We start from the raw sequence: 21,075 nt of genomic DNA, 5'->3' as shown, positions 1-21,075 counted from the left end.
GCCGCCCGGGTCGTGTTCCTGTCCGGTCATGGTGCTGCCTTTCGCGGGTGGGGGACGTCCCAGTGGAGTCGGAGTTCTTCGAAGCCGCGCGCGATGACCAGCCGTTCGCGGGTGCGGGAGTCGGCGGGTCCCAGCCGCAGCCCGGGGAGCCGGTCGAAGAGCAGCGGGATGGCGACGCGTAGTTGAAGGCGTGCCAGGGAGGCGCCGAGGCAGGCGTGGACACCTCGGCCGAAGGCCATCTGGTGCCGGCCGGGCCTGCCGCGCAGCACGAACTCGTCCGGGTCCTCGATCACGGACCCGTCCCGGTTGGCGGAGCCCCAGTGGACCATCACGCGGTCCCCGGGCACCAGGTGCCTGCCGCCGATCTCCGTGTCCTGTGTCACGGTGCGGAACAGGCCCTGGACCGGCGACTCGTACCGCAGGACCTCCTCGACCATCGCGTCGGCGGATGCCTCGCCGCTGCGCAGGGCCGCGAGCTGGCCGGGGTTCTCCAACAGGCTGACCAGGCCGTTGCCGATGGCGCGGGTGACCGTGACGTGCCCCGCGATGATCAGGTTCATCACGATGCGCATCAGCTCCACCACGTCGAGGCGGTGCTCTTCGCCGTAGGTCGCCAGGGAGGAGATGAGTGAGCCGTCGTCGGCCCCGCTGGTCTCGGCCAGCAGCGCCATCACGTAGTGCTGCATGGTGACGACGTCGCGGGCCCACTCGACACGCTCGTCCTCCGGGCCGGTGCCGACCGACAGCTTCAGCCAGTTGGAGCTCCACTGCCGGAGCAGCGGCACGTCCTCGGACGGGACGCCGAGGATCCGCGCCATGACCATCAGCGGCAGGGGCCACGCGTAGCCCTCGATGATGTCGGCCCGGCCGGCCGCGGCGAAGCGGCCGATCAGCTCCTCGGCGGTGGCCCGGACGAAGGGCTCCAGTTCGGTCACCCGGCGGGGCGTGAAGACGCGGTTCACCGCCACGCGCAGCCGGGTGTGCTCCTCCCCGTCGCTCTCGGTCAGGTTCGGCGTCAGCGACCAGCCTTCCGCCAGCACCTGCTTGACCTGGTCGGATTCGGGCCCCGCGGTGACCCGCACCGCGCTCTCGGAGGAGAACGTGCCGGGGTCGTGGACGACGCGCGCCACGTCGTCGTGGCGGGTGACGACCCAGATGTCCCGGTCCTGGTCGTGGAGCACCGGGCATCGGGCGCGCATCTGCGCGTAGGCCGGGTAGGGGTCGGCCAGTTGGCTGTCGGAGGTGGGGTCGAAGGTCGGCGTCGCGGTCATCGGGGACGCTCCGGACGCGGCCTCCCGGCGGGCCGGCGCGGTGTCGGCCCGGCCGGGCGGCCTGGCTCGAGTCGGATGGCGGACATCGGTGTTCTCCCTTGTCGTGTGGGGGTGGCCGGGGTTCACTCGGCGGCGGCCAGCGCGGGCACCGCGACGTCGAGGTGCTCGCGCTCGACGGTCGGTGACCAGGTCCGGCCGGTGTGGTCCGGGCCCGCCGGGTGGATCCGGGGCAGCGCCGGCTCGGACACGAAGGTGTCGTGGACGATCTGGGTGGCCTCGGCCAGGTCGCTCCGCCCGGTCAGCACGCTGAGCTTGTTCGAGGTGACATGGAGGTCGGTGCGCGCGGCGCCGACCGCGCGCAGGGCTTCGAGCAGGCGCAGCGGCGCGTACGGTCGCCGGCCGATGCCGAGGCCGACGACCGAGAGCCTGGCCAGGTTGGAGGTCCAGTGCGCCTCGTCGAGGCGGATCCCGCGGTCGGCGTCGGCCAGCAGTTCCCGCATCTCGTCCACGCTCGCCTCGGGAAGGGTGAGCGCGATGTCGCCGGCGTCCTCGGTGCCGAAGTTGCCGTAGCGGCGCAGTTCCACCTCCGTCTCGCGCTCGACCAGTTCCCGCAGCAGGCACAGGACATGGTCGGAGGTGATCCGCCGCAGTACACAGCGGACCAGGCCGGAGCGCCCCGCCACCCCGGCGATCGGGCTGACCTGGCCGGCCGGCGTCCAGGCGTCGCCGGCCGCCGGCCCACCGGCGCGCCGGCCGTCGCCCACCCAGGTCTCCGGGCCGATCGCGGTGTGGTTGGAGCGCACCTTGAGGTCGACGCCGTGGGTTCGCGCGTAGTCGACCGAATCCGAGGCGAGCACCTTGGCACCGCTGACCGCGAGTTCGGCCATCTCCTCGTAGAGCAGGGCGGTGTGCCGCCGGGCGCCGACGACCGTGCGGGGGTCGGCGGTGTAGACGCCGGCGACGTCGGTGACGATCTCGCAGTGGTCAGCGCCGAGCGCGGCGGCCAGCGCGACACCGGTGGTGTCGGAGCCGCCGCGGCCCAGGGTGGTGCGGGCCCCGGTGAGGACCGACTCACCCTGGAAGCCCGCGACGACGGGGACCGTTCCCTTGCCGAGTTCCTCCCGCAGCCTTCGCGGGTCGACCTGCACGATCGTCGCCCGGCCGTGGCGGTGGTCGGTGCGGATGCCCGCCTCCGCGCCGCCGAACGACTGGCTCGCGACGCCCTGGTGGTTGAGCGCCAGGGACAGCAGTCCGGCGGACGCGGCCTCGCCCGTGCAGAGCAGGGCGTCGAGTTCGCGGGCGTCGGGGTGGGCGGTCACCGCCGACGCCAGCCTGAGCAGTTCGTCGGTGGCCCCGCCCATGGCGGACACGACCACCACGACCTCGTGGCCGTCCTCGCGCGCCGCCCGGATCTGCCGTGCCGCTTCGATGACCTTTTCCGGTGTGGCGACCGAGGTTCCGCCGTATTTCTGCACTATGAGCGCCATCTCACGCACTCCCTTCCGTCAGATCCTTGGGACGTGGAGGATGTCGGCCGAGCGCCGCGCCGACCGGCCGATTCCCCGGGCGACCGCATGGGCGGCCGCGGCCTACTGCTCGTGGAGGAACTCGCGGATCGCGTAGCCGACGTGGCGCTGGTCGGTCATGGTGTGCCCGAGGATGACGTCGCCCGGCCGCAGCTCGGTGAAGTTGTGCACGCTGCCGCCCGGGCCGAGCGCCCGGACGTGCCAGTCGTCCTGCCCGACCATGTCCACGAGCTGGCCGGAGCTGGTGCGGGCCTCGATCCGCAGCATCGGGCGGGACTCCATCTTGATCCGGCCGACGACCACCGTGCGCACGCTGCCGTCGGTGCTGACGGCCAGGATCTCCGACCCGCAGTGCAGCTCGGACAGGTACTGGGTGCGGTTGCCGGGCGTCAGGGTGTAGGAGGACAGGGCGGCGGCGTTCACCCGGAACGGACGGGTCGGCATGTACGGCAGCGGGTGGGTCTCGCTGCTGACGAGGACCAGGCCGGTGGAGTACGAGCCGACCAGGATTCCCTCGTTGGGCCGCAGGTGTGAGCAGGTGTCGACGCAGACCCGGTCGCCGAGGCCCAGGTGGGTGAGCCCGACGATCTCCAGCTCCGCCATCTCCAGCGACGCGGACTCGCCCTGGACGACCTGCACCAGTTCGGTGGCGTCACCGACCCGCTTGGGGGTGAGCAGGACCGCGTCCGAGCCGCGCTCCAGCACGCCGATGGTGGTGGCCGCGTCCTCGATGCCGTCCACGACGGTGACGATCGAGCCCTTGGCCTTGTCGGCCGCGGCGAGCAGGATCTCCAGCGGGATCTTGCTGGGGTCCTGGCGGAACTCGACGAGGGTCAGCTCCGACTCGTTGGCGATCCGGCAGGCGAGGTCGAGGCTCTGCTCGTCGAGCACCTTGACCAGGACACCGGAGCGCAGGCCGGGGCGGATGCCCTCGAACTTCTCGGCGATGCTGTACTCGGCGATCAGGATGTCCACCACGTCGACGAGCTGGTCGATCAGAGTGGTGGGCGTCTCACCGGTGACGACAGCGGCCTTCTGCAGGGTCGGGGGGACCTTGGCGGCCAGCTCGGGGTCGTCGAGGACGACGGTCTCGATGCCGATGTGGGTGCTCTCCTCGACGACGGCGGAGGCGAGTTCGGCGGCGATGCCACGAAGGTCGATCCATGCGGATTTCATGTTCACACCTTTGGTTGTTGGTTGCTTGCTGGATGCTTGCCTGCCGGATCGGTTCTGTACGGATGCCGGTGACGGGTCGTCACCTTGGTGCGTGAGAGGCTGACGGACCGTCAGATTCTTGCTTCTGACAGGGCCTCGCCCAGGTCCGCGAGGGGACCGAGCGACCTGGGTCCCGCGTGGACCCGGCGGGCCACCGAGCGGGCCAGCCAGCCCGGGTCCGGCGCCTGGAAGATGTTGCGTCCGATCGCTACGCCGAGCACGCCGGACTCCATGGTGCTGTCGATGGCGTCGAGGAACTTCCCGGTGTCCTCGACCACGCCGCCGCCGGCGGTCACGACCGGGATCGGGCTGGCCGCGACGACCTCGCGCATCGTCAGGGGCGAACCGGTGAAGGGGAGCTTCACGATGTCGGCTCCGAGGTCCGCCGCGACGTTGGCCGCGTGGGCCAGCAGCACGGGGTCGGTCGGGTCGGCGATGCGGGGGCCGCGCGGGTAGACCATCGCGAGCAGCGGGATGCCCCAGCGGGCACAGCGGGCGGCGACGGCGCCGAGGTCGGTGAGCTGGGTGGCCTCGGTGCTGGACCCCAGGTTGACGTGCATACTGACGCCGTCCGCGCCCAGGGCGACGGCCTCCTCCACGGCGCCGACGAGGATCTTGGCGTCCACGTCCGGCGCGTGCTGGGTACTGCCGTTCAGATGGACGATCAGCGCCAGCCGCCCGAGCGAGGTGGCCGGCAGGAACCGGACCCGCCCCTTGTGGACGATGATGCCGTCCACCTCGTTGGCGGCCATCGCTTCGACGAGTCCGGCGAAACCGGTGGCGGAAGCCACCGGGCCGTCGGCCAGAGAATGGTCGAGCGGAACCAGGAACGTCGTCCCGGAAGCCGAGTGGAGAATTCGCTGGACCCGGCGATTCTTTCCGGTCCAGCCATACGCATCGGTCATTTTATCAACACCCCGTCTCAGACCCACATAACCAGATTTCAGAATTTTCTGGTGCGCATCCGATGCGCTTTCTGTGGCAATTCTTGCGGTGTTCCGGTGTCGCTTTAACGACCAAACCAAGGAATTCGCTATCCTGTCAAGCCCCGATTTCCGCGCTTTCCTGGATTCGCCGCGAAATCCTGTCGATCCGGTGGCGCCGACCGGCGCTGCGACACGCGCGTCGCGAGATCCTGCCAGGCGTGCACGCTCGCCTGCGCGAGTTCGGCGACGAAGTCGAGGCAGTGGTCGGGCAGGTCGAGGACAAGGCCGTCCTGCGCCTGCGGGTCCATGGCGGCCACCGCGAGGATGCTCAGCAGCAGACGGCCCGACTGGTTGAAACGCAGCGAGGGGTCGGAGCGGAGCGAGCGCAGCAGCGCGTTCGATCGGTTCGACAGGTCCCGCTCCGGCGGCGCCGCCCTCGCCGTCGGCAGGTCCGCGCTCCGCGCCGAAGGGGCGCGCGGCGGCCCCGAGGCCACCGCACCGGATTCCCGGTGCAGCCGGTCGCGCACATCGCGGACCGTGCCGGCGGAGACTCCGGCGACCGCGCTCACCGCCCGCAGGGACGAGGAGGGGTCCCGTAACAGCATCTCCTTGGCACGCTCGCGGCCGGCGGCGGTGCTCACCGGCCGCACCCGGCCGTCCCTGCCGATCCTGGCCGGGCCGCCGGGCCGGCCGACCGCCTCACGCAGGGCGGCGATGGTCTTGGGCGACAGCCCGACGGCCGACGCTATCGCCCGGTTCGACCACTCCGCCCGCTCCCGCAGGATGCGGCCGCCCGCCGCCTTGCGGTCGGCCAGCGACAACGGAAGTCCGTGCCGCACGTTCAGCCGCACCGCCAGGACGAAGGCGCTCTCGTCGTCCCCGTCGAAGTAACGGGCCCGCACGGTCTGTTCTCCCCGGAGCTGGGCCGCTCGGACCCGGTGCACTCCGTCGACCACCCGGTTCGTACCGCGCTGCACGACGATCGGCGGCAGCTCGTCCGGCGACTCAGCCAGGACCCGGGTGTGCTCGTCGTTCTCCCCCGCGGACCGGGGCGAGTGCGACAGGACGAGCGCCTCGATCGGTATCCACTCGATGTCGGCGCCGGCGTCGGGATCCGTGTACCGCGCCTCGGCGTCCACGTGCCCCGGTGGCCCCGGTGGCCCCGGTGGATGGACCCGCACGTCCTGTCGGTTGAGCACTGCTTCGCTGTCTGCCACGCTCGACCACTCCTCAGCCACCCGTCGCCCACGGTCAGGGGCGTCGGAGCGTGGTGCGCGGCTCCGATCGACCCGCCATAAGAATACCTTTGCCAAGGTATTTTTTTGCAACCTCCGTGCGGCACGGAAACGCGGTGTGCAACCGGGGATTTCCCCGGTTGCGCACCGGCTGCCCAGGAGGGCGGACCGGGCGGCCGGCGGCCGGCGGCCGGTGCCGGGCCGGCCGGACGCGGGGTGCGGAGCGAAGAGTCGGGTGCGTGGCGGAGAAGCGAAGGGGCCGCCGCACGGTCCTCGGGGACCGGCCGTGCGGCGGCCGCCTGGCGCAGCGTAGCCGCGGCCCCGGCCACCCGGCGACGCGAACCCGGTAGCCGGTCAGAACCGGCCCACCGCGATTCCCCGCTGATTCGCGCACCGATCCCGGGGGTGAGCTGAATTCGATGCACGGCGCCGACAAGACGCTCCCTCCCCCACCAACCGAGCAACCTGGCACCTATTTCTCTCACCGCGCTAAGCTGACCGCGCCTTGGCCACCGGAGCCCATTGCTCCGCTGCGCCGGCCCGGCCTGTGGCGGCCTTCTTCGGTTTTCGGCCGGGCGCATGTACCGGAAAGAAGTCGCGGTCACCGAAAGGCGTGGTCATGGGTAACGTTTCACCGAGCACCATTACGCGCGCTGCACTGCGGAAAAGCCGGGAGCAGCGCATCGCCGGGATTTTCGAGAGCGAGCCGGAGCTGGCCGGCCGCCTGCCACTGACCGGCGTCTTCGAGGAGACGGCCGGCCCTGGGCCACGTCTGTCCGAGATCGTCAGGCGGACCCTTCAGGCGTACGCCGACCGGCCGGCGCTCGGCGAGCGGGCCAGGGAGTACGTCCACGGGGACGGCGGCGCCGGCATCCGGCTGCTGCCCCGGTTCGACACCGTCTCGTACGGCGAGTTGTGGTCCCGGCTGAGCGCGGTCGCCGCCGACTGGTACCACCACGCGCGGCACCCGCTGCGCGAGGGGGACTTCGTCGCGATCCTGGGCTTCGCCGGCACCGACTACACCACGGTGGACCTGGCGTGCGGTCAGGTCGGGGCGGTCGCCGTACCGCTGCACACCAACGCCCCGGTCGGCCACATCCGCCACCTGGTGGCGGAAGCCGGCCCGGTGGTCTTCGCCACCAGCACGGACCGGCTGGAGACGGTGCTGGAAGCGCTGACCGGGCCGACCTCCGTGCGCCGGCTGCTCGTCTTCGACCACCACCCCGAACTCGCCGAGCACCGGGACCGCCTGGCGGCCGCCGAGCGGCTGCTGGCCGGTTCCGGTTCGCCGATGTCGCTGGAGCTGCTGTCCGACGTCGTCGGCCGGGCCGGCTCGCTGCCGCCGGTGCCCGAACTGCCGCCGGACCGTGCCGCGGAAGGCGCGCTGTCCGCGCTGGTGTACACCTCCGGCAGCACCGGCACCCCCAAGGGCGTGATGTTCCCGGAGTCGACGGTGTCCCTCATGTGGCGCCCGCCCGCGGGACCCGAGAACCGGTTTCCGATGATCACCGCCAACTTCCTGCCGCAGAGCCATCTGGTCGCGAGGCGGCTGGTGATCAAGACGCTGGCGATGGGCGGTACCGCGTACTTCGTGGCCAACAGCGACCTGTCCACGCTCCTGGACGACCTGGCACTGATCCGGCCGACCGAGATCGCCATGGTGCCGCGGGTCTGCGAGCTGCTCTTCGAGAGCTATCACGCCCAGTTGAACCAGCGCGCGGCCCGGGGCGAGCTGGGCGACGCCGACCACGCCGAGGTGATCGCGCATCTGCGGGACCACGTGCTCGGCGGCCGTGTCGTGCACGCCCCCTGCGGGTCGGCGCCGCTCGCGCCGGAGCTGGCCGAATTCGTCCGCTCCGCCCTGGACGTCCCGCTGCTGGACAGCTACGGCACGACCGAGACCGGGCTCGTCATGCTGGACCACCGCGTGCAGAGCCCCCCGGTGCTGGACTACAAGCTCGTGGACGTGCCCGAACTCGGCTACTCCACCGCCGACTCCCCGCACCCGCGCGGCGAACTGCTGGTCAGGACCAGGCTGATCACCCCCGGCTACTACCGGCGCCCCGAGGACACCGCCGAGGCCTTCGACCGGGACGGCTACTACCGCACCGGCGACATCATGGCCGAGACCGGGCCGGGCGAGCTGGTCTACCTGGACCGGCGCAAGAACGTTCTCAAGCTTTCCCAGGGCGAGTTCGTGGCGCTGGCGAAGGTGGAGGCGGTCCTCGTCGCCAGCCCGCTGGTGCGGCAGATCTTCCTGTACGGGAACAGCTCTCGTGCCTATCTGCTCGCCGTGGTGGTGCCGACCCCGGAGGCGATCGCACAGGCCCCCGACGAGACGGCGCTGAAGACGGCGGTCAACCGGTCGCTGCGGGCTGTCGCCGCGCAGGCCGGACTCGCGCCGTACGAGATCCCGCGTGACCTGCTCATCGAAACCGAGCCGTTCAGCCAGCACAACGGCCTGCTGACCGACTCGACCAAACAGCTTCGCCCGCGGCTGAAGGAGCGCTACGAGGAACGGCTGGAGCGGCGCTACACCGAACTGGCCGCGGGACAGGCCGCGGAGCTGCGCGCCGTGTGGCGGGACCGGGACCGCCCGGTGGCGGAGACGGTCGCCCACGCCGCGCGGGCGCTGCTCGGGGTGGTCGACGCGGAGCCGGGCCCGGAGCGGCGTTTCACCGAACTGGGCGGGGACTCGCTGTCGGCGCTGTCGTTCGGCAACCTGCTGCGGGAGATCTTCGGCGTCGAGGTCCCGGTCGGAACGCTCCTCGGCCCGGCCAACAGCCTGGGCGAGATCGCCGGCGCCGTGGAGCGGCTGCGCGGCCGGGCCGCGCGGCAGGTCACCTTCGCCGCCGTCCACGGCGAAGACGCCACCTCCGTGCGGGCCCGGGACCTCACCTTGGACAAGTTCATCGACCGGGCGGCGCTCACCGCGAGCACGGCCCTCCCGCGGCCGGCCGGCGAGCCCCGCACGGTGCTGCTCACCGGAGCCAACGGCTACCTCGGCCGGCTGCTGTGCCTGGAGTGGCTGGAGCGGCTGGCCCCGGTGGGCGGCACGCTGATCTGCCTGGTGCGCGCCGGCGACGACACCGCCGCCCGCCGCCGCCTGGAGCGGGCCCTGGACAGCGGGGACACCGAACTCAAGCGCCGTTTCGCCGAGTTGACCGAAGGCGACGCGCTGCGCGTGCTGGCCGGGGACATCAGCGCGGCGCACCTGGGCCTGAGCGAGCCGGACTGGGAGCGGTTGGCCGCCACGGTGGACCTCATCGTGCACCCGGCGGCGCTGGTCAACCACGTCCTGCCGTACCGGGAGTTGTTCGGTCCCAACGTGGCCGGCACCGCCGAGGTCATCCGCACGGCCCTGACCACCCGGCTGAAGCCGATCGCCTACGTGTCCACCGTGGCCCTCGCCGCTCATGGGGCGCCCGCGCCGGACGAGGACTCCGACATCAGGGCGGCCGACCCGGTCCGGCCGATCGACGACAGCCACGCGGGCGGCTACGCCACCAGCAAGTGGGCCGGCGAGGTGCTGCTGCGCGAGGCCCACGACCTGTGCGGGCTGCCGGTGACCGTCTTCCGTTCCGGCATGATCCTGGCGCACGGCCGGTACACCGGGCAGCTCAACGTGCCGGACACCTTCACCCGTCTGCTGCTGAGCCTGATCACCACGGGGATCGCGCCCGGGTCGTTCTACCGCGGCGGGGAAGCGGGCCGGCGCCCGCGGGCGCACTACGACGGGCTGCCGGGGGACTTCGTCGCCGCCTCGGTGGCCGCGCTGGGGGCCCCTGCCGCCGGATACCGCACCTTCAACGTGGTCAACCCGCACGACGACGGGGTCTCGCTGGACACCGTGGTCGACTGGCTGGCCGACTGCGGGATCGCCGTTCGCCGGATCGGCGACCACCAGGAGTGGCGCGAGCGGTTCGAGGCCGCGCTGCGGGCGCTGCCGGAGGCGCGGCGCCCGCACTCCCTGCTGCCACTGATCCGCGCCTGGCGGGAGCCGGTCACCGCGCGCACGACGTCGGCCCTGCCCGCCGAGCGGTTCCGCGCGGCGGTGCGCGACGCCGGCCTCGGCACCGAGCGGGACATCCCGCACCTGTCCCGGCCGCTGATCGAGAAGTACGTCGCGGACCTGAGGCACTTGGGGCTCATACCGTAAATCCCGCGATCCCCGTGATCCCCCGTGATCGCGTCGAGCGCGGTGGTCGCCGGGTACCGCCGCGCTCTTCCGGTGACAGGCGGATATGATCACGGGGAGGCGTGGCGGCAGACGCCCGCTATCAGAACATACCCGTAAGAATGTTTTTTATGTGGGGCGGAGGATCCGCGTGGTTCAGGAGCGCGCAGTGCGCACCAGGGAGCAGGTGCTCGACGCCGCGGCCGAGGAGTTCGCCGCGCATGGCTACCTGGGCACGACGCTGCTCGATGTGGTCAAGCGCACCGGCATGACCAAGGGGGCGCTGTATGGGCATTTCTCCTCCAAGGAGGAGCTGGCGGCGGCGTTGATCGAGGAGGCGGGGGGCGAGCTGAGCACGCGCGCGGCGCGGGCCGGCGGGCCGGACGCGGCGGCGGTCCAGACGTTGCGGCAGACCGTGCTCGACCTCGCCCACCATCTGCACCGGGACGCGCGGGCCCGGTCCGCGTTGCGGCTCGCCGTGGAGGCGCCTCATCTGGACCGGCACGACCCCGGTCTGGTGGAGCGGATCTGCCTCCCCCTGGCTCGCGCCGTCGCACAGACGCAGGCCGGCCACGGGGGCGCGGGCGCGCAGCCTCCACAGGCGGTGGCCCGCCTGCTGATGTCGGTCTTCCTCGGGGTCCCCCATCCTGTGCCGCGCGACGACGCCGACGCCGCGCGGCAGTTCGACGCCCTGTGGGCGACCATGTGCGGGCTGCCGAAGGACGAGCGGGCCCCGGGCCCGAACCAACACTGAACCGGGACGTGGGCTCGCGCCCGCCGCGCCACCCCTACGGCGCTCCACAAGTACAGCGCTCCACCAGTACGGCGCTACGCCACCGAAACGGAGCCGACCGCGCCGCGGGAGAAGGCGACCTCCTCGGGCTCGGCGGGCAGCACCCGCGGCAGCCACTCCATGGTGACCCCGGCGACGACCTCCTCCCGCTGAACGGCCGTGACCCGCAGCAGCGTGACGTCCGACCCGGCGGCGGGCGGCTGCGACTCGACACCGAGCCGCACCGGCTCGTCGAGGTTGGCGAAGGCCGGGCAGTCCATCCGCACCGCGCGCAGCACCGCCCCCGCCGGAGCGGTGCTGTGGCGGTGGACCAGGTGATGACCGAGTTGGCGGGCGCCCTCCAAAGTGACCATCAGCGGTATGTGGTCGCCCGGGTGGTCGAAGAGCACGGCGTGGTGAAGATCGACCAGCAGCCGCCACTCCCCCGCCTCCGTGCGGCCCAGCACACTGTCCTTGGCCCGCAGACGGCCGACGTCGGCCGCGGGCAGGCGAGTTGCCCCGGTTGCCCCCGTCGGCACAGTCGGCACGGTCGGCGCGGCCGCCCCGGTCGCCGTACGTGCCGCGCGGTGCCCGACGGGGGCGGCCTCCGCACCGTCCGGCCCCTGCGCCCCCCGCCAGCGCAGCCGCCGGTACAGCCCCTCGTCTACGGCCCAGACGCGCAGCGCGGCCCGCGCGCACGCGCGCCCGGCCACCGACACCACGGCGTCCACCCGCATGCCGAAGCGCCGGGGCGGCCTGTTCGCCACCCACGACCACCGGACGTCCAGGGTGACCTGCAAGGGGGCGTCGCCGACCAGAAACGCCTCGTGGCCCGTGATCTCGAAGTGGGTGTCACTGCCGACGAAGCGGTAGTCCGCCGGGATCCCGTAGTGCTCGTGCGCCAGGTAGACCAGGCTCTGGCGGACGGTCTCGGTCAGCAGCAGCGGGTCGGACAGGCCCTGAGCGTCGGGCGAGTAGAGTGCGTGGTCCCGGGGCCACTGGGCCCCCACCACGAACCGGTCCTCGCCCACGGGTAAGGCGTCGGTGATGAAGACCTCCGCCACCGCGGCCCGGTGCACCAACTGCCGCGAGACCGGTTGAAGGAACTTCAGACTCGCGGCCGCTTCCGCTGTGCCAGTTCCGTCCGGAACCCCGACCGGCAGTTCACGCATCTGGCCCATGGCCTCCCCCTCGTATTAAGATCGGGAATGTCGTGACGGTGCGACAGGAAAATATACCTTCGCAGAGGTATCTAGCAAGGCTCAGGACTCGCACCAGAGACCAGCACGGAAGAGGGACCATGAACAACCGCAACAGCGATCTCCGGCCGGCCGCCGGCACCAAGGCGTCCCCGCGGGAGCTCAAGCAGGAACGGGCCGGCCACACCCGTCGGCAGCTCCTGCACGCCGCCGCCAGGGCCTTCGCTGAAAAGGGGTTCCCCGCCGTCACGCTCCAGGACATCGCCGACCGGGCGGAGGTGACCAAGGGCGCCGTCTACTTCCACTTCATGAACAAGGAGGCGGTGGCCGTCGCCGTCACCGAGGAGTTCTACACGCAACTCCCCTCCGTCGCCGACGAGGTGATGGCACGGCAGCTCCCGCCGCTCGACGCGATCGCCGAGTTCCTGCTGTCGACCGCGGTCTTCCTGCGGGACAACCCGGTGGCGCAGGCCGGCGCCCGGCTGCAGATCGAGCGGAACCTGGTCAACGCCGACATGCCGACCCCGTTCAGCGGGTTCACCCAGCTCATCACCGAGCTGCTGACCCGGGCCCAGGACGAGGGCGCCTGGAAGTCCACCGCCGACGCGGCCACCATCGCCCGCGTCGTGGTCGCCGCGTTCTTCGGCAGCCAGCACATCTCCTGGATCGAGCACAACCGCGAGGACCTCACCGACCGCGTACAGGAGATCCTCGACATCGTTCTCCCCTGCAGCGCCTGATACCGCGCGGCCGACCGGCCGCCCACCGTCGGACAAGGAGAGCCCATCCATGCCTGCCTCCATCCTCCCGGTCGTCCCCCTCGGCACCAGCGGCCCGTCAGTCGGTGCCCAGGGTCTCGGCTGCATGGGCTTCAGTGAGTTCTACGGACCCAGCGCACCGGCCCAGGCGCGGGAAACCCTGTGGGCCGCCCTCGACGCGGGCGTCACCATGTTCGACACCGCGGACCTCTACGGAGACGGCGAGAACGAGACGTTTCTCGGCCCATTCGTCCGCGCGCACCGCGAACGGGTCCTCCTCGCCACGAAGTTCGGCATCGTACGGCAGCCGGGCCGGCGGACCTGGAGCCAGGTCCGCGGTGACCGCGCCTACATTCGCCGATGTGCCGACGCGAGCCTGAAGCGCCTGGGCCTCGACACGATCGACCTGTACTACGCGCACCGCCGAGACCCCGCCGTCCCCGTCGAGGAGACCGTCGGCGCGATGGCGGAACTCGTGGGCGAGGGCAAGGTGCGCCACCTGGGGCTCTGTGAGGTGACCGGCCCCGAACTGCGCGCGGCCCACGCCGTCCACCCGATCACCGCGGTGCAGTCCGAGTGGTCGCTTTTCAGCCGTGATGTCGAGGCCTCGGCGGTCCCCACGGCGGCGGAACTCGGCGTGGCGTTCGTCGCCTACTCGCCGTTGGGCCGGGGCCTGCTCACCGGGGCGATCACCGACACCCGCGAACTGAGCGCGGGCGACACCCGGTTGACGATGCCCCGGTTCACCGGTGACCACGCCCGCACCAACGCCGCGCTCCTGGAAACCGTCCACACGATCGCCGCACAGCACGCGGCGACCCCCGCGCAGATCGCGCTCGCCTGGCTCCACCGGCGGTCCCGCACCCACGGCCTCACCGTCGTCCCCATACCCGGCACCCGCCGCCCCGCCCGGCTGCGGGAGAACGCCGCGGCGACGGCTATCACCCTGTCCGAGGCCGAACTGGCCGTACTGGAGCCGCTGGCGGCGAAGGTGGCCGGCTCGCGCTACGCGGACATGAGCAGCACCGCGACCGCCCGCGAGTAACCCGGCCGCCGCGGTGGGCCCGGCGCGCACGCGCCCCGGACCGGGGCGCTCGGCGGTCGCCGGCCGGCGTTCAGACGAGGCGCGCGGCGCCGTGCACCGACGTCTGACGGGGTTCGGCGCCATAGGCGTTCGGGCCGTGGGTTCCGTCGAGGGCCTGCAGCACGGCCAGCGCGATCCATCCCACGACCGGGATGAGCAGGAGAAGCTGCCACCAGCCCGTACGACCGGTGTCGTGCAGCCGCCGGGACCCGGCGGCGAGGCCCGGCACGATCACCGCGAGGCCGTAGAGCAGGTCCGGCAGCCGGGTTCCGACCGCCGTGTCGACGGCGATCAGCAGGGTGAACACGACGACGTTGGCCAGGACGAAGAACCAGTATTCGGTACGTGACGCCCGGCCGCTGAACACGGTGTACTTCTCCCAGGCCCGTAAGTACCAGTGCATGATCCGCCTCCGGTTGGCTTCGCTCGGCCGCTTCGGCCTCCTACTCGGTCCTATTCGCGCGCCTGCCCCAGATCTCCGGCGCCAATCCGGCTACGGGCCCGCAGCGGGCCCTGCCCGCCGCACGGTTGTAGCCTCGGCGCTTATGAGTTGGCTGGCTGACGACTTCGTCCACCCCGTCCACGTCCCCGTGCCGGGCACCGCGGTTCATCTGCGGCCGATCCGGGAGGCGGACACTCCGCTCGACTACCCCGCCGTGATGGGCTCCCGAGAGCGCTTGTGGGAGATCTTCGGCCCGGCCTGGGGGTGGCCGCCGGAGACGATGACCTACGAGCAGGACCGCGAGGACCTGCTGCGGCACGAGGAGGAAATAGCCGCGCACCGGTCGTTCAACTACGCACTGCTGGACGAGGCGGAGACGGCGATCCTCGGCTGCGTCTATATCGACCCGCCCGAGCGGACCGGCTCCGACGCGGAGATCTCCTGGTGGGTGGTGGACGACCTCCTCGGCGGCGAGGTGGAGCGCGCGCTCGACGCCCTGGTGCCGCGGTGGATCGCCGCCGACTGGCCCTTCCGGCGGCCCCGTTGTCTCGGCCGCGACATCAGCTGGCAGGACTGGCTCGCGCTGCCGCCCGCCTCCTGACACCTCCGGGGCCCCTCTCCGCGGGCGCGGCCCGCTCGCCGGAAACTGCCGGTGTTGTACCGGTTGCGTACCGCTATGGGTCCTTTACCCTCGGGATGCGACATCGTTGCGCCACCTCGGTATCAGCCCACGATCTCGGAGGTACCCCGATGAGCACCACCACACCGAAGAGACGGCGTGCCGCGGGCTTGGCGGCCACGGCCGCGGCGGCCGTCGGTACGATCCTGGTCGCCCCCACCCCGGCCCAGGCCGCCTGGGGCACGACGTACACCCTGTCGATCCAGGACACCTACCAGTACCCGACCGGCACCACGGTCCAACTCGGCCACGTCGACGGATGGGTGCAGTTCGACGACGGCGGCAACACGTTCCGCTACTCGCTGACCGCCTGCCAGCAGTCCAGCTACACACCGCCGAAGGTCCAGGTCGCGGTGAACGCGGGCTACGTCGGCAACACCTGGCAGCAGACCAACCTGGAGTACCTGTCGTTCCCGAGCGGCTGCAACACCATCACCGGTCAGGACACGTACACCAACTTCTGGAACGTCGAGTTCGTCCTGTTCGGCGACACCTTCACGCCCTCCCACACCACCGTGAACAAGAACTGGTTCGCCACCAGCCCCTACTGATCCCGGCACGCGCCGACGCGCCGTCCGGGCCGCCCCGCGAGGCGGCCCGGACGGCGCACGCGCGAGGGGTGGCGGGGGGCCGCACCGCGGTCCGCCGCCGGCCCCCGCGTCGCCGGTCAGATCTTGTTGAAGATCTTCGAGTAGGCGTAACCGGTCGCCTTGTCGTACTCGTCCAGCTCCCAGAAGGACAGCTCCTGCACCCTGTTGGCGGCGGCGAAGCTCTCCGGTGGGCGTCAAGCGCACGTCCGCTCGTACGGGAGACCTGGCACGTAGCGGTTCCATTCGGACCGGTCCAGACCCCGGCCGGCCCGGTCGCAGGCGCGGGTGACCGCGTTCGCGCGGGCGTCGGTGATCTCGCTGAGATCTTCGAGGTAGACCAGGTCGTCGCCGCCGCCGGTCGCCAGCGTACGCCTGTCCGCGCTGAAGGCCACCGCCGTGATGACGGCCGCGTGCGCGAGGCTCTGGAGCAGCGAACGCGGCTGCGCGGGGTCGGTGACGTCCCACAGCAGCACCCGCTCGTCGTTGCCGGCGGTCGCCATGAGGTGCCCGTCGGGGCTGAACGCGACGGAGCGCACCCAGTCGGTGTGTTGGAGCAGCGGGGCGGCGGCCATCCGCGGCCGCTCACGGTTCTCGACGTCCCACAGGATGACGCTGGTGTCGACGCCGCCGGTCGCCAGGGTGCGGCCGTCGGGGCTGAACGCGAGCGTGGTCACCTGGTTGGTGTGTCCGCTCAGCGTGGCCAGGCGCCGGTAGCGCGCCGGGTCGGTGACGTCCCACAGGATCGTCGTGGCGTCGTAGCCGCCGGTCGCCAGGGTGCGGCCGTCGGGACTGAACGCGATCGCGGCGACCTGGGCGGTGTGTCCGGTGGGCGCGGCGATCCGTCTCGGTCGGCTCGGATCGGTGACGTCCCAGAGGATCACGCTGTCGCCGCCGGTGGCGAGTACGTGCTCTTTCGGGTCGAAGGCCAGGGACAGCACCGCGTCGTTCTGAGCCGGGAGCGTGCCGACCTGCTCGGGTGTGTCCGGGACGTGCACGTCCCACAGGGCCGTGGCGCCGTCCTCACCGCTGACGGCGAGGGTGCGCCCGTCGGGGCTGAAGGCCAGTGCGTCGACCCAGCCGCCGTGCGTGGTGAGGTGGGCGGCCTTGCGCGGAAGCTTCCGGTCGCCCATGTCCCACAGGTTGACGGAGCCGTCCGCGCTGCCCGTGGCCAGCACCTGGCCGTCGGGGCGGTAACTCACCGCGCGCACCGCGTCCTGGTGACCACCGAGCCGGAAGCTCGCTTTGACGCCGGCCCCCGTACCGCTGTGCCACAGGATCACGCTGTCGTCCGCGCTGGCCGTTGCCAGGGTGTTCCCGTCCGGGCTGAGGGCGACCGCCGCGGTCAGACTTCCGCCGGCGCCGCCGACCAGGGTGTGCTGGATCGGCCGGGCCGGATCGGTGATGTCCCAGCGGAGCATCCGGTGGTCGGCGCCCGCGGCCAGCACGTCGTGTCCGCCGGCGCCGAACCGCACCGCGCCCACCGGGCCGTCCCAGCCGCCGGAGAGCCGGGCGATCACCCGGGGCTCGCGGGGGTCGCGTATGTCCCAGAGCCGGACCGTGCTGTCGCCGCCGCCGGTGGCCATCTGATGCCCGTCGGAGCTGAACGCCAGTGACCCCGTTCCGCCGGTGCCCCGCTCGGCCGGGGAGGACAGGCGGGCCGGGGCGTCAGGATGCCGGACGTTCCACAGGATCGTGGTGCCGCCCGCGTCACCGGTCGCCAGCGTCTGCCCGTCGGGACTGAACGCGGCCGACAGGACGGCCTGCCGGTGGGCGGTGAGGCGCGCGATCTTCGCCGGCGCCGCCCGATCGGCGAGGTGCAGCAGGACGACCGTGCCGTCGGCGCCGCCACCGGCCAGCGTTTTGCCGTCGGGGCTGAACGCGACCGCCTCGACCATGGCGCCGAGGCCGCTGACGCCGCTCAGCCGGGTGGGGCGGCTCCCGGCGGTGACGTTCCACCGGGCGAGGCCGCCGTCCGCGGTCCCCGCGACGAGCGTGTGCCCGTCGGGGCTGAACGCCAGCGCGTCCACCCGGGCGCTGGTGGGCAGGGAGGCGATCCGTCGGGTGCCGTCCCACAAGATCACCTGGTTGTCGGCGCCGCCGGTGGCCAGGATGTGGTTGTCGGGGTGGAACGCGACCGCTGAGACGGTCCGGGTGTGGCCGGCCAGCGTCCCGGCGTAGGGGTCGAGCAGGCCGGTGAGGAGACTCGCGGTGGTGTCCGTACCGCTGTGCAGCCGGTCGGCGGCGATGCCCAGCATGAGCGCCAGTTGGGGAGCGGTGGCGCGGGCGCCGTCGGCCCGGTCGAGCAGCGAGCGGGCGGCTGCGGCGCGCTGCTGGGCACGGGCCTCGTTTCGGCCCTGGACCGCGAACGCGGTCGCGACCAGTGACAGCGCCAGCAGGACGGCGAGGGTGCTGATGGCGCCGGTCCGCACCCGGTGGCGGCGCCGCTCGGCCCGCAGGCTCGCGTCGACGAACTCCCTTTCCGAGGGGCTGAGCCGGTCCGGGTGGTCGGCCGCCCAGTCCCGCGCCAGACGCAGCCGGTCGCCCCGGTGGAGGCGGTCCGCGTCGCGTCGGTCACGCAGCCAGTCGCCGGTGGCCGCGGCGAGTTCCTGCTGGACGAGCAGCCCGGCCCGGTCGGCCCTGATCCAGTCCTGGAACCGGTCCCAGACGCGCAGCAGCGCCTCATGGGAGATCTGCGCGGTGTCGCCGTCCACCGTGATCAGGCGGGCTTGGGCCAGCCGGTCGCGGGCGGTCGCGACGGCGGGGGTCTGCGCCACCAACTCCCGCAGGTCGACCCGGCGGCGGGTGTCCTCGGTGCCCTCGCCGAGGCTGACCATCCGCAGCAGCATCCTGCGGGCCGCCCGCTTCTCGTCCGTGTCGAGTGCCGCGTAAACCGTTTCGGCCTGGCGGGTGACCGCCTGCCAGACCCCGCCGGTGGCCCGGTATCCGGCCAGGGTGAGGGTGCGGCCCTGAGAGCGGTGCTGCCAGGTACGGAGCAGCGCGTACGACAGGAGCGGCAGCGCCCCGGCGGCGAAGTCGTGATCGGCCCGCAGATCGTGCATCAGCAGATCGACCAGGCCCGGCTCCAGGCCGAGACCGGCGGCTTCGGCCGGCTTCTGGATCACTTCGCGCAGCTGCGCGGGAGCCATCGGCAGGACCTGCGACCTGGAGTTGTCGAGGACCCGGGCCAGCTCCGGGTGGGCCAGGCAGTGCGGGTAGAAGTCGGCGCGTATGCCGAGGACGACCAGCGCGTGCGTCTGTGCCGCGGCGCACACCGCCCGGACGAACCGCGAGCGTTCGCCGGGGTCCTGGCAGGCGGTGAACAGTTCCTCGAACTGGTCGACCACAAGGAGCAGTCGGTCGTCCGGCGCGCTCCGGCCACCCGCGTGCCGGTGCAGCGCCCGGGCCAGGACGGGGCCCAACCGTGCCGGGTCGGCGGTGAGTTCGGTGCGGATGACGTCGGCGGGCAGATCCGCGGGACCGGCCAGCCGAGTGGCCAGGGTGTCCAGCGGGTGAGCGCCCGGCGTGAGGACCATGCTCGGCCAGGCCGAGGACCCGCGTACCGGCAGCTCACCGCGGGCCACGGCCGGCAGTACCCCGGCCCGCAGCAGTGAGGACTTGCCCGCGCCGGACAGGCCCACCACGGCCACCGGTGCGCCCGTCTGCCGGCAGGTGGCCATACGGTCCAGGAGGTCCCTGGTCAGTTGTTCGCGCCCGAAGAAGAAGCGGGCGTCGTCGGCGGTGAACGGTTCGAGGCCGCGGTAGGGGCAGGGCCCCTCGGCCGGCGGTTCCCGGGTGTCCGCGGGGTCGATGGCCGGCGGTCCGACGCTCGCGGGGTTCGGGGCGAGGACGAGGTCGCCGGCCTGTCCGCTGAGGTACCGGACCGGCGCCGGTATACCGCGCGGTGGCAGCTCGCGCCGGAGGTGGCGGAAGGCGGCCTCCACGGTGAGTTCGGGCGGCCCGGCGGGGTCGCCCTCGCGCAGCAGGGTGATGAGCGCCCCGCTGAAGCTGGTGTGCCGCTCTCCTGGCAGGGCCAGGGCGAGTTCGTCGGCGGACGCGGAGGACAGGACGTAGGCGCCGGCGAGCGGGGCGAGTTCGAAGGCGTTGGTGGCGGCGGTCCCGAGGGAGCCCCTGGCCCGCCCGGAGTAGCAGCAGTCGAGCACCACGATGATGGTGCGCGCCCGGCAGGCCGACAGCGCGTCGGCGATCACCGTGTACGGCAGGGCTTTGAAGCCCAGTCCCTCGCTGAGGTGGTCGGTTTCGCGGGTGGCCAGATGCAGCTTGTTGCCGGGGCTGACCAGCCCGTGGCCGACGTAGTGGAAGAGCAGGACGTCGTCGGCTTGCTTCGCCGCCTCGATCAGGGCGTTGCCCAGCTCGATCGGGCTGGGATCGATCACGGGTGGCAGCAGGTTCTCCGGGCGCAGGCCGCAGCGGCCGATCAGGACGTGGCCCAGGTCTTTCACGGTCCCGGCGACCGCGGGGACGTCCGGAAGGCGGGAGCCGGCGACATGCGTGCCGGTGCCGGCCAGCAGGACCCGGGTGCCGGCCGAGCGCAGGTTCATCCGGCGGTGTCCTCCTCGCCGGTCCGGGCGGGTCCGGCGGCGGTGGCCGGCGCGGCGGGCGACACGGTGGGCGGCGCAGTGGCCGGCGCGGCGGCCGCACGCGCGGACAACTGTGCGGCGAGGTCGGCGACCGCGGTGGCGCCGAAGTCCGGCACGTCAGTGACGCTCAGCTCGTACGACGTGCCGTCCGGCCGGGTCACTTTCAGCGTGACATCGCTGGTGCGGTGCCGGATCCAGGCGATCAGGACGCTCGCCACGGCCGTCGCGACGCCGCCGGGCGCGAGGATGACCGCCAGCGCCTCGACCCCCGAGCCGAGCGTGCCGGGTACGACGGTCCCCGCCACCAGTCGGACGTGCCCGCGTAACGCGTCCTCGTCGAGCAACCACGCGCGCAGGGAGCGCAGTTCATCCGCCGCGCGGTCCCCCTCGACCTCCAGCGTCACTTCCACGGACCATCCCTCAGCTCTTGCCGACACGCCGACACGGACCGCAGCGACACAAGGTCAACCTGCCGCACCTCGCCCGCCCGGGCATTGACCACCCGCGCACACCTGTTGATCCCCAGCACAACCGGACCCAAACGGCTTCGCGTCTTCCCGCCCGGCGAATAGTCCCCGCGGGCCGCGCCCGGGATGGGACAAT

Annotated in this window: 15 protein-coding genes; 6 read left to right on the top strand and 9 right to left on the bottom strand. The window is 72.3% G+C overall.

Annotated elements, in window-relative coordinates; all coding sequences use genetic code 11:
- Positions 1-26: 26 nt before the first annotated feature.
- From OG519_RS30900 to OG519_RS30880, 5 genes are all read right to left on the bottom strand, one after another.
- Complete coding sequence (locus OG519_RS30900) at positions 27-1,271, bottom strand: cytochrome P450 (RefSeq protein ID WP_405590852.1); 1,245 nt, start codon at positions 1,269-1,271, stop codon at positions 27-29.
- A 122-nt stretch (positions 1,272-1,393) separates the two neighbouring features.
- Positions 1,394-2,758, bottom strand: a complete 1,365-nt coding sequence (locus OG519_RS30895) for an aspartate kinase (RefSeq protein WP_405590849.1) — start codon at positions 2,756-2,758, stop codon at positions 1,394-1,396.
- 102 nt (positions 2,759-2,860) lie between these two features.
- Complete coding sequence (locus OG519_RS30890; protein ID WP_405590846.1) at positions 2,861-3,973, bottom strand: 3-dehydroquinate synthase II family protein; 1,113 nt, start codon at positions 3,971-3,973, stop codon at positions 2,861-2,863.
- Between the two features lie 110 nt (positions 3,974-4,083).
- Positions 4,084-4,917 (bottom strand): 2-amino-3,7-dideoxy-D-threo-hept-6-ulosonate synthase, encoded by an 834-nt coding sequence (locus tag OG519_RS30885; protein ID WP_405590843.1) that lies wholly within the window; start codon positions 4,915-4,917, stop codon positions 4,084-4,086.
- 128 nt (positions 4,918-5,045) lie between these two features.
- Positions 5,046-6,155, bottom strand: coding sequence for a ParB/RepB/Spo0J family partition protein (locus OG519_RS30880; RefSeq protein ID WP_405590840.1), 1,110 nt, complete (start codon positions 6,153-6,155; stop codon positions 5,046-5,048).
- Between the two features lie 637 nt (positions 6,156-6,792).
- On the opposite strand from OG519_RS30880, the gene car reads away from it, so the two are divergent.
- Together car and OG519_RS30870 are read left to right on the top strand one after the other, a co-directional pair.
- Positions 6,793-10,332 carry a carboxylic acid reductase gene (car, locus tag OG519_RS30875; protein ID WP_405590838.1) on the top strand — a complete coding sequence of 1,180 codons (3,540 nt, stop codon included), beginning with the start codon at positions 6,793-6,795 and terminating at the stop codon, positions 10,330-10,332.
- A gap of 187 nt (positions 10,333-10,519) precedes the next feature.
- On the top strand, positions 10,520-11,104 hold the full coding sequence (locus OG519_RS30870) for a TetR family transcriptional regulator (protein ID WP_405590835.1): 585 nt from the start codon (positions 10,520-10,522) through the stop codon (positions 11,102-11,104).
- Positions 11,105-11,178: 74 nt separating this feature from the next.
- Here OG519_RS30870 and OG519_RS30865 read toward each other — a convergent pair whose 3' ends face one another.
- Complete coding sequence (locus OG519_RS30865; RefSeq protein WP_405590833.1) at positions 11,179-12,303, bottom strand: ScbA/BarX family gamma-butyrolactone biosynthesis protein; 1,125 nt, start codon at positions 12,301-12,303, stop codon at positions 11,179-11,181.
- Positions 12,304-12,422: 119 nt separating this feature from the next.
- On the opposite strand from OG519_RS30865, the gene OG519_RS30860 reads away from it, so the two are divergent.
- Together OG519_RS30860 and OG519_RS30855 are read left to right on the top strand one after the other, a co-directional pair.
- Complete coding sequence (locus tag OG519_RS30860; protein ID WP_405590830.1) at positions 12,423-13,061, top strand: ScbR family autoregulator-binding transcription factor; 639 nt, start codon at positions 12,423-12,425, stop codon at positions 13,059-13,061.
- Positions 13,062-13,110: 49 nt separating this feature from the next.
- Positions 13,111-14,124 carry an aldo/keto reductase gene (locus OG519_RS30855; RefSeq protein WP_405590828.1) on the top strand — a complete coding sequence of 338 codons (1,014 nt, stop codon included), beginning with the start codon at positions 13,111-13,113 and terminating at the stop codon, positions 14,122-14,124.
- Positions 14,125-14,194: 70 nt separating this feature from the next.
- Here the strand turns inward: OG519_RS30855 and OG519_RS30850 are convergent, their stop codons facing one another.
- On the bottom strand, positions 14,195-14,566 hold the full coding sequence (locus tag OG519_RS30850; protein WP_405590825.1) for a DUF805 domain-containing protein: 372 nt from the start codon (positions 14,564-14,566) through the stop codon (positions 14,195-14,197).
- Positions 14,567-14,708: 142 nt separating this feature from the next.
- On the opposite strand from OG519_RS30850, the gene OG519_RS30845 reads away from it, so the two are divergent.
- Together OG519_RS30845 and OG519_RS30840 are read left to right on the top strand one after the other, a co-directional pair.
- Entirely contained in the window at positions 14,709-15,206 is a 498-nt protein-coding gene (locus tag OG519_RS30845; protein ID WP_405590823.1) for a GNAT family N-acetyltransferase, read from the top strand.
- A gap of 149 nt (positions 15,207-15,355) precedes the next feature.
- Positions 15,356-15,835, top strand: a complete 480-nt coding sequence (locus tag OG519_RS30840; RefSeq protein WP_405590820.1) for a hypothetical protein — start codon at positions 15,356-15,358, stop codon at positions 15,833-15,835.
- A gap of 233 nt (positions 15,836-16,068) precedes the next feature.
- On the opposite strand, the gene OG519_RS30835 is transcribed toward OG519_RS30840, so the two are convergent.
- Together OG519_RS30835 and OG519_RS30830 are read right to left on the bottom strand one after the other, a co-directional pair.
- On the bottom strand, positions 16,069-20,433 hold the full coding sequence (locus tag OG519_RS30835) for an AAA family ATPase (protein ID WP_405590817.1): 4,365 nt from the start codon (positions 20,431-20,433) through the stop codon (positions 16,069-16,071).
- Positions 20,430-20,882: a hypothetical protein gene (locus tag OG519_RS30830; RefSeq protein ID WP_405590814.1), complete on the bottom strand. Its 453-nt coding sequence runs from the start codon at positions 20,880-20,882 to the stop codon at positions 20,430-20,432. Before OG519_RS30830 ends, OG519_RS30835 begins: the two co-directional genes overlap by 4 nt.
- Between the last annotated feature and the right edge of the window lie 193 nt (positions 20,883-21,075).

The sequence above is a fragment of the Streptomyces sp. NBC_01190 genome (genome assembly GCF_045039895.1).
In the GTDB taxonomy this organism is placed as follows: Bacteria; Actinomycetota; Actinomycetes; order Streptomycetales; family Streptomycetaceae; genus Actinacidiphila.
This window is presented reverse-complemented; position numbering and strand designations above follow the sequence as displayed.

Excerpts from the sequence above, each read along its gene's own strand:
- OG519_RS30900 (WP_405590852.1), bottom strand. The coding sequence starts at position 1,271 with ATGACCGCGACGCCGACCTTCGACCCCACCTCCGACAGCCAACTGGCC.
- OG519_RS30895 (WP_405590849.1), bottom strand. The coding sequence starts at position 2,758 with ATGGCGCTCATAGTGCAGAAATACGGCGGAACCTCGGTCGCCACACCG.
- OG519_RS30890 (WP_405590846.1), bottom strand. The coding sequence starts at position 3,973 with ATGAAATCCGCATGGATCGACCTTCGTGGCATCGCCGCCGAACTCGCC.
- OG519_RS30885 (WP_405590843.1), bottom strand. The coding sequence starts at position 4,917 with ATGACCGATGCGTATGGCTGGACCGGAAAGAATCGCCGGGTCCAGCGA.
- car (WP_405590838.1), top strand. The coding sequence starts at position 6,793 with ATGGGTAACGTTTCACCGAGCACCATTACGCGCGCTGCACTGCGGAAA.
- OG519_RS30865 (WP_405590833.1), bottom strand. The coding sequence starts at position 12,303 with ATGGGCCAGATGCGTGAACTGCCGGTCGGGGTTCCGGACGGAACTGGC.
- OG519_RS30860 (WP_405590830.1), top strand. The coding sequence starts at position 12,423 with ATGAACAACCGCAACAGCGATCTCCGGCCGGCCGCCGGCACCAAGGCG.
- OG519_RS30855 (WP_405590828.1), top strand. The coding sequence starts at position 13,111 with ATGCCTGCCTCCATCCTCCCGGTCGTCCCCCTCGGCACCAGCGGCCCG.
- OG519_RS30850 (WP_405590825.1), bottom strand. The coding sequence starts at position 14,566 with ATGCACTGGTACTTACGGGCCTGGGAGAAGTACACCGTGTTCAGCGGC.
- OG519_RS30845 (WP_405590823.1), top strand. The coding sequence starts at position 14,709 with ATGAGTTGGCTGGCTGACGACTTCGTCCACCCCGTCCACGTCCCCGTG.
- OG519_RS30840 (WP_405590820.1), top strand. The coding sequence starts at position 15,356 with ATGAGCACCACCACACCGAAGAGACGGCGTGCCGCGGGCTTGGCGGCC.
- OG519_RS30835 (WP_405590817.1), bottom strand. The coding sequence starts at position 20,433 with ATGAACCTGCGCTCGGCCGGCACCCGGGTCCTGCTGGCCGGCACCGGC.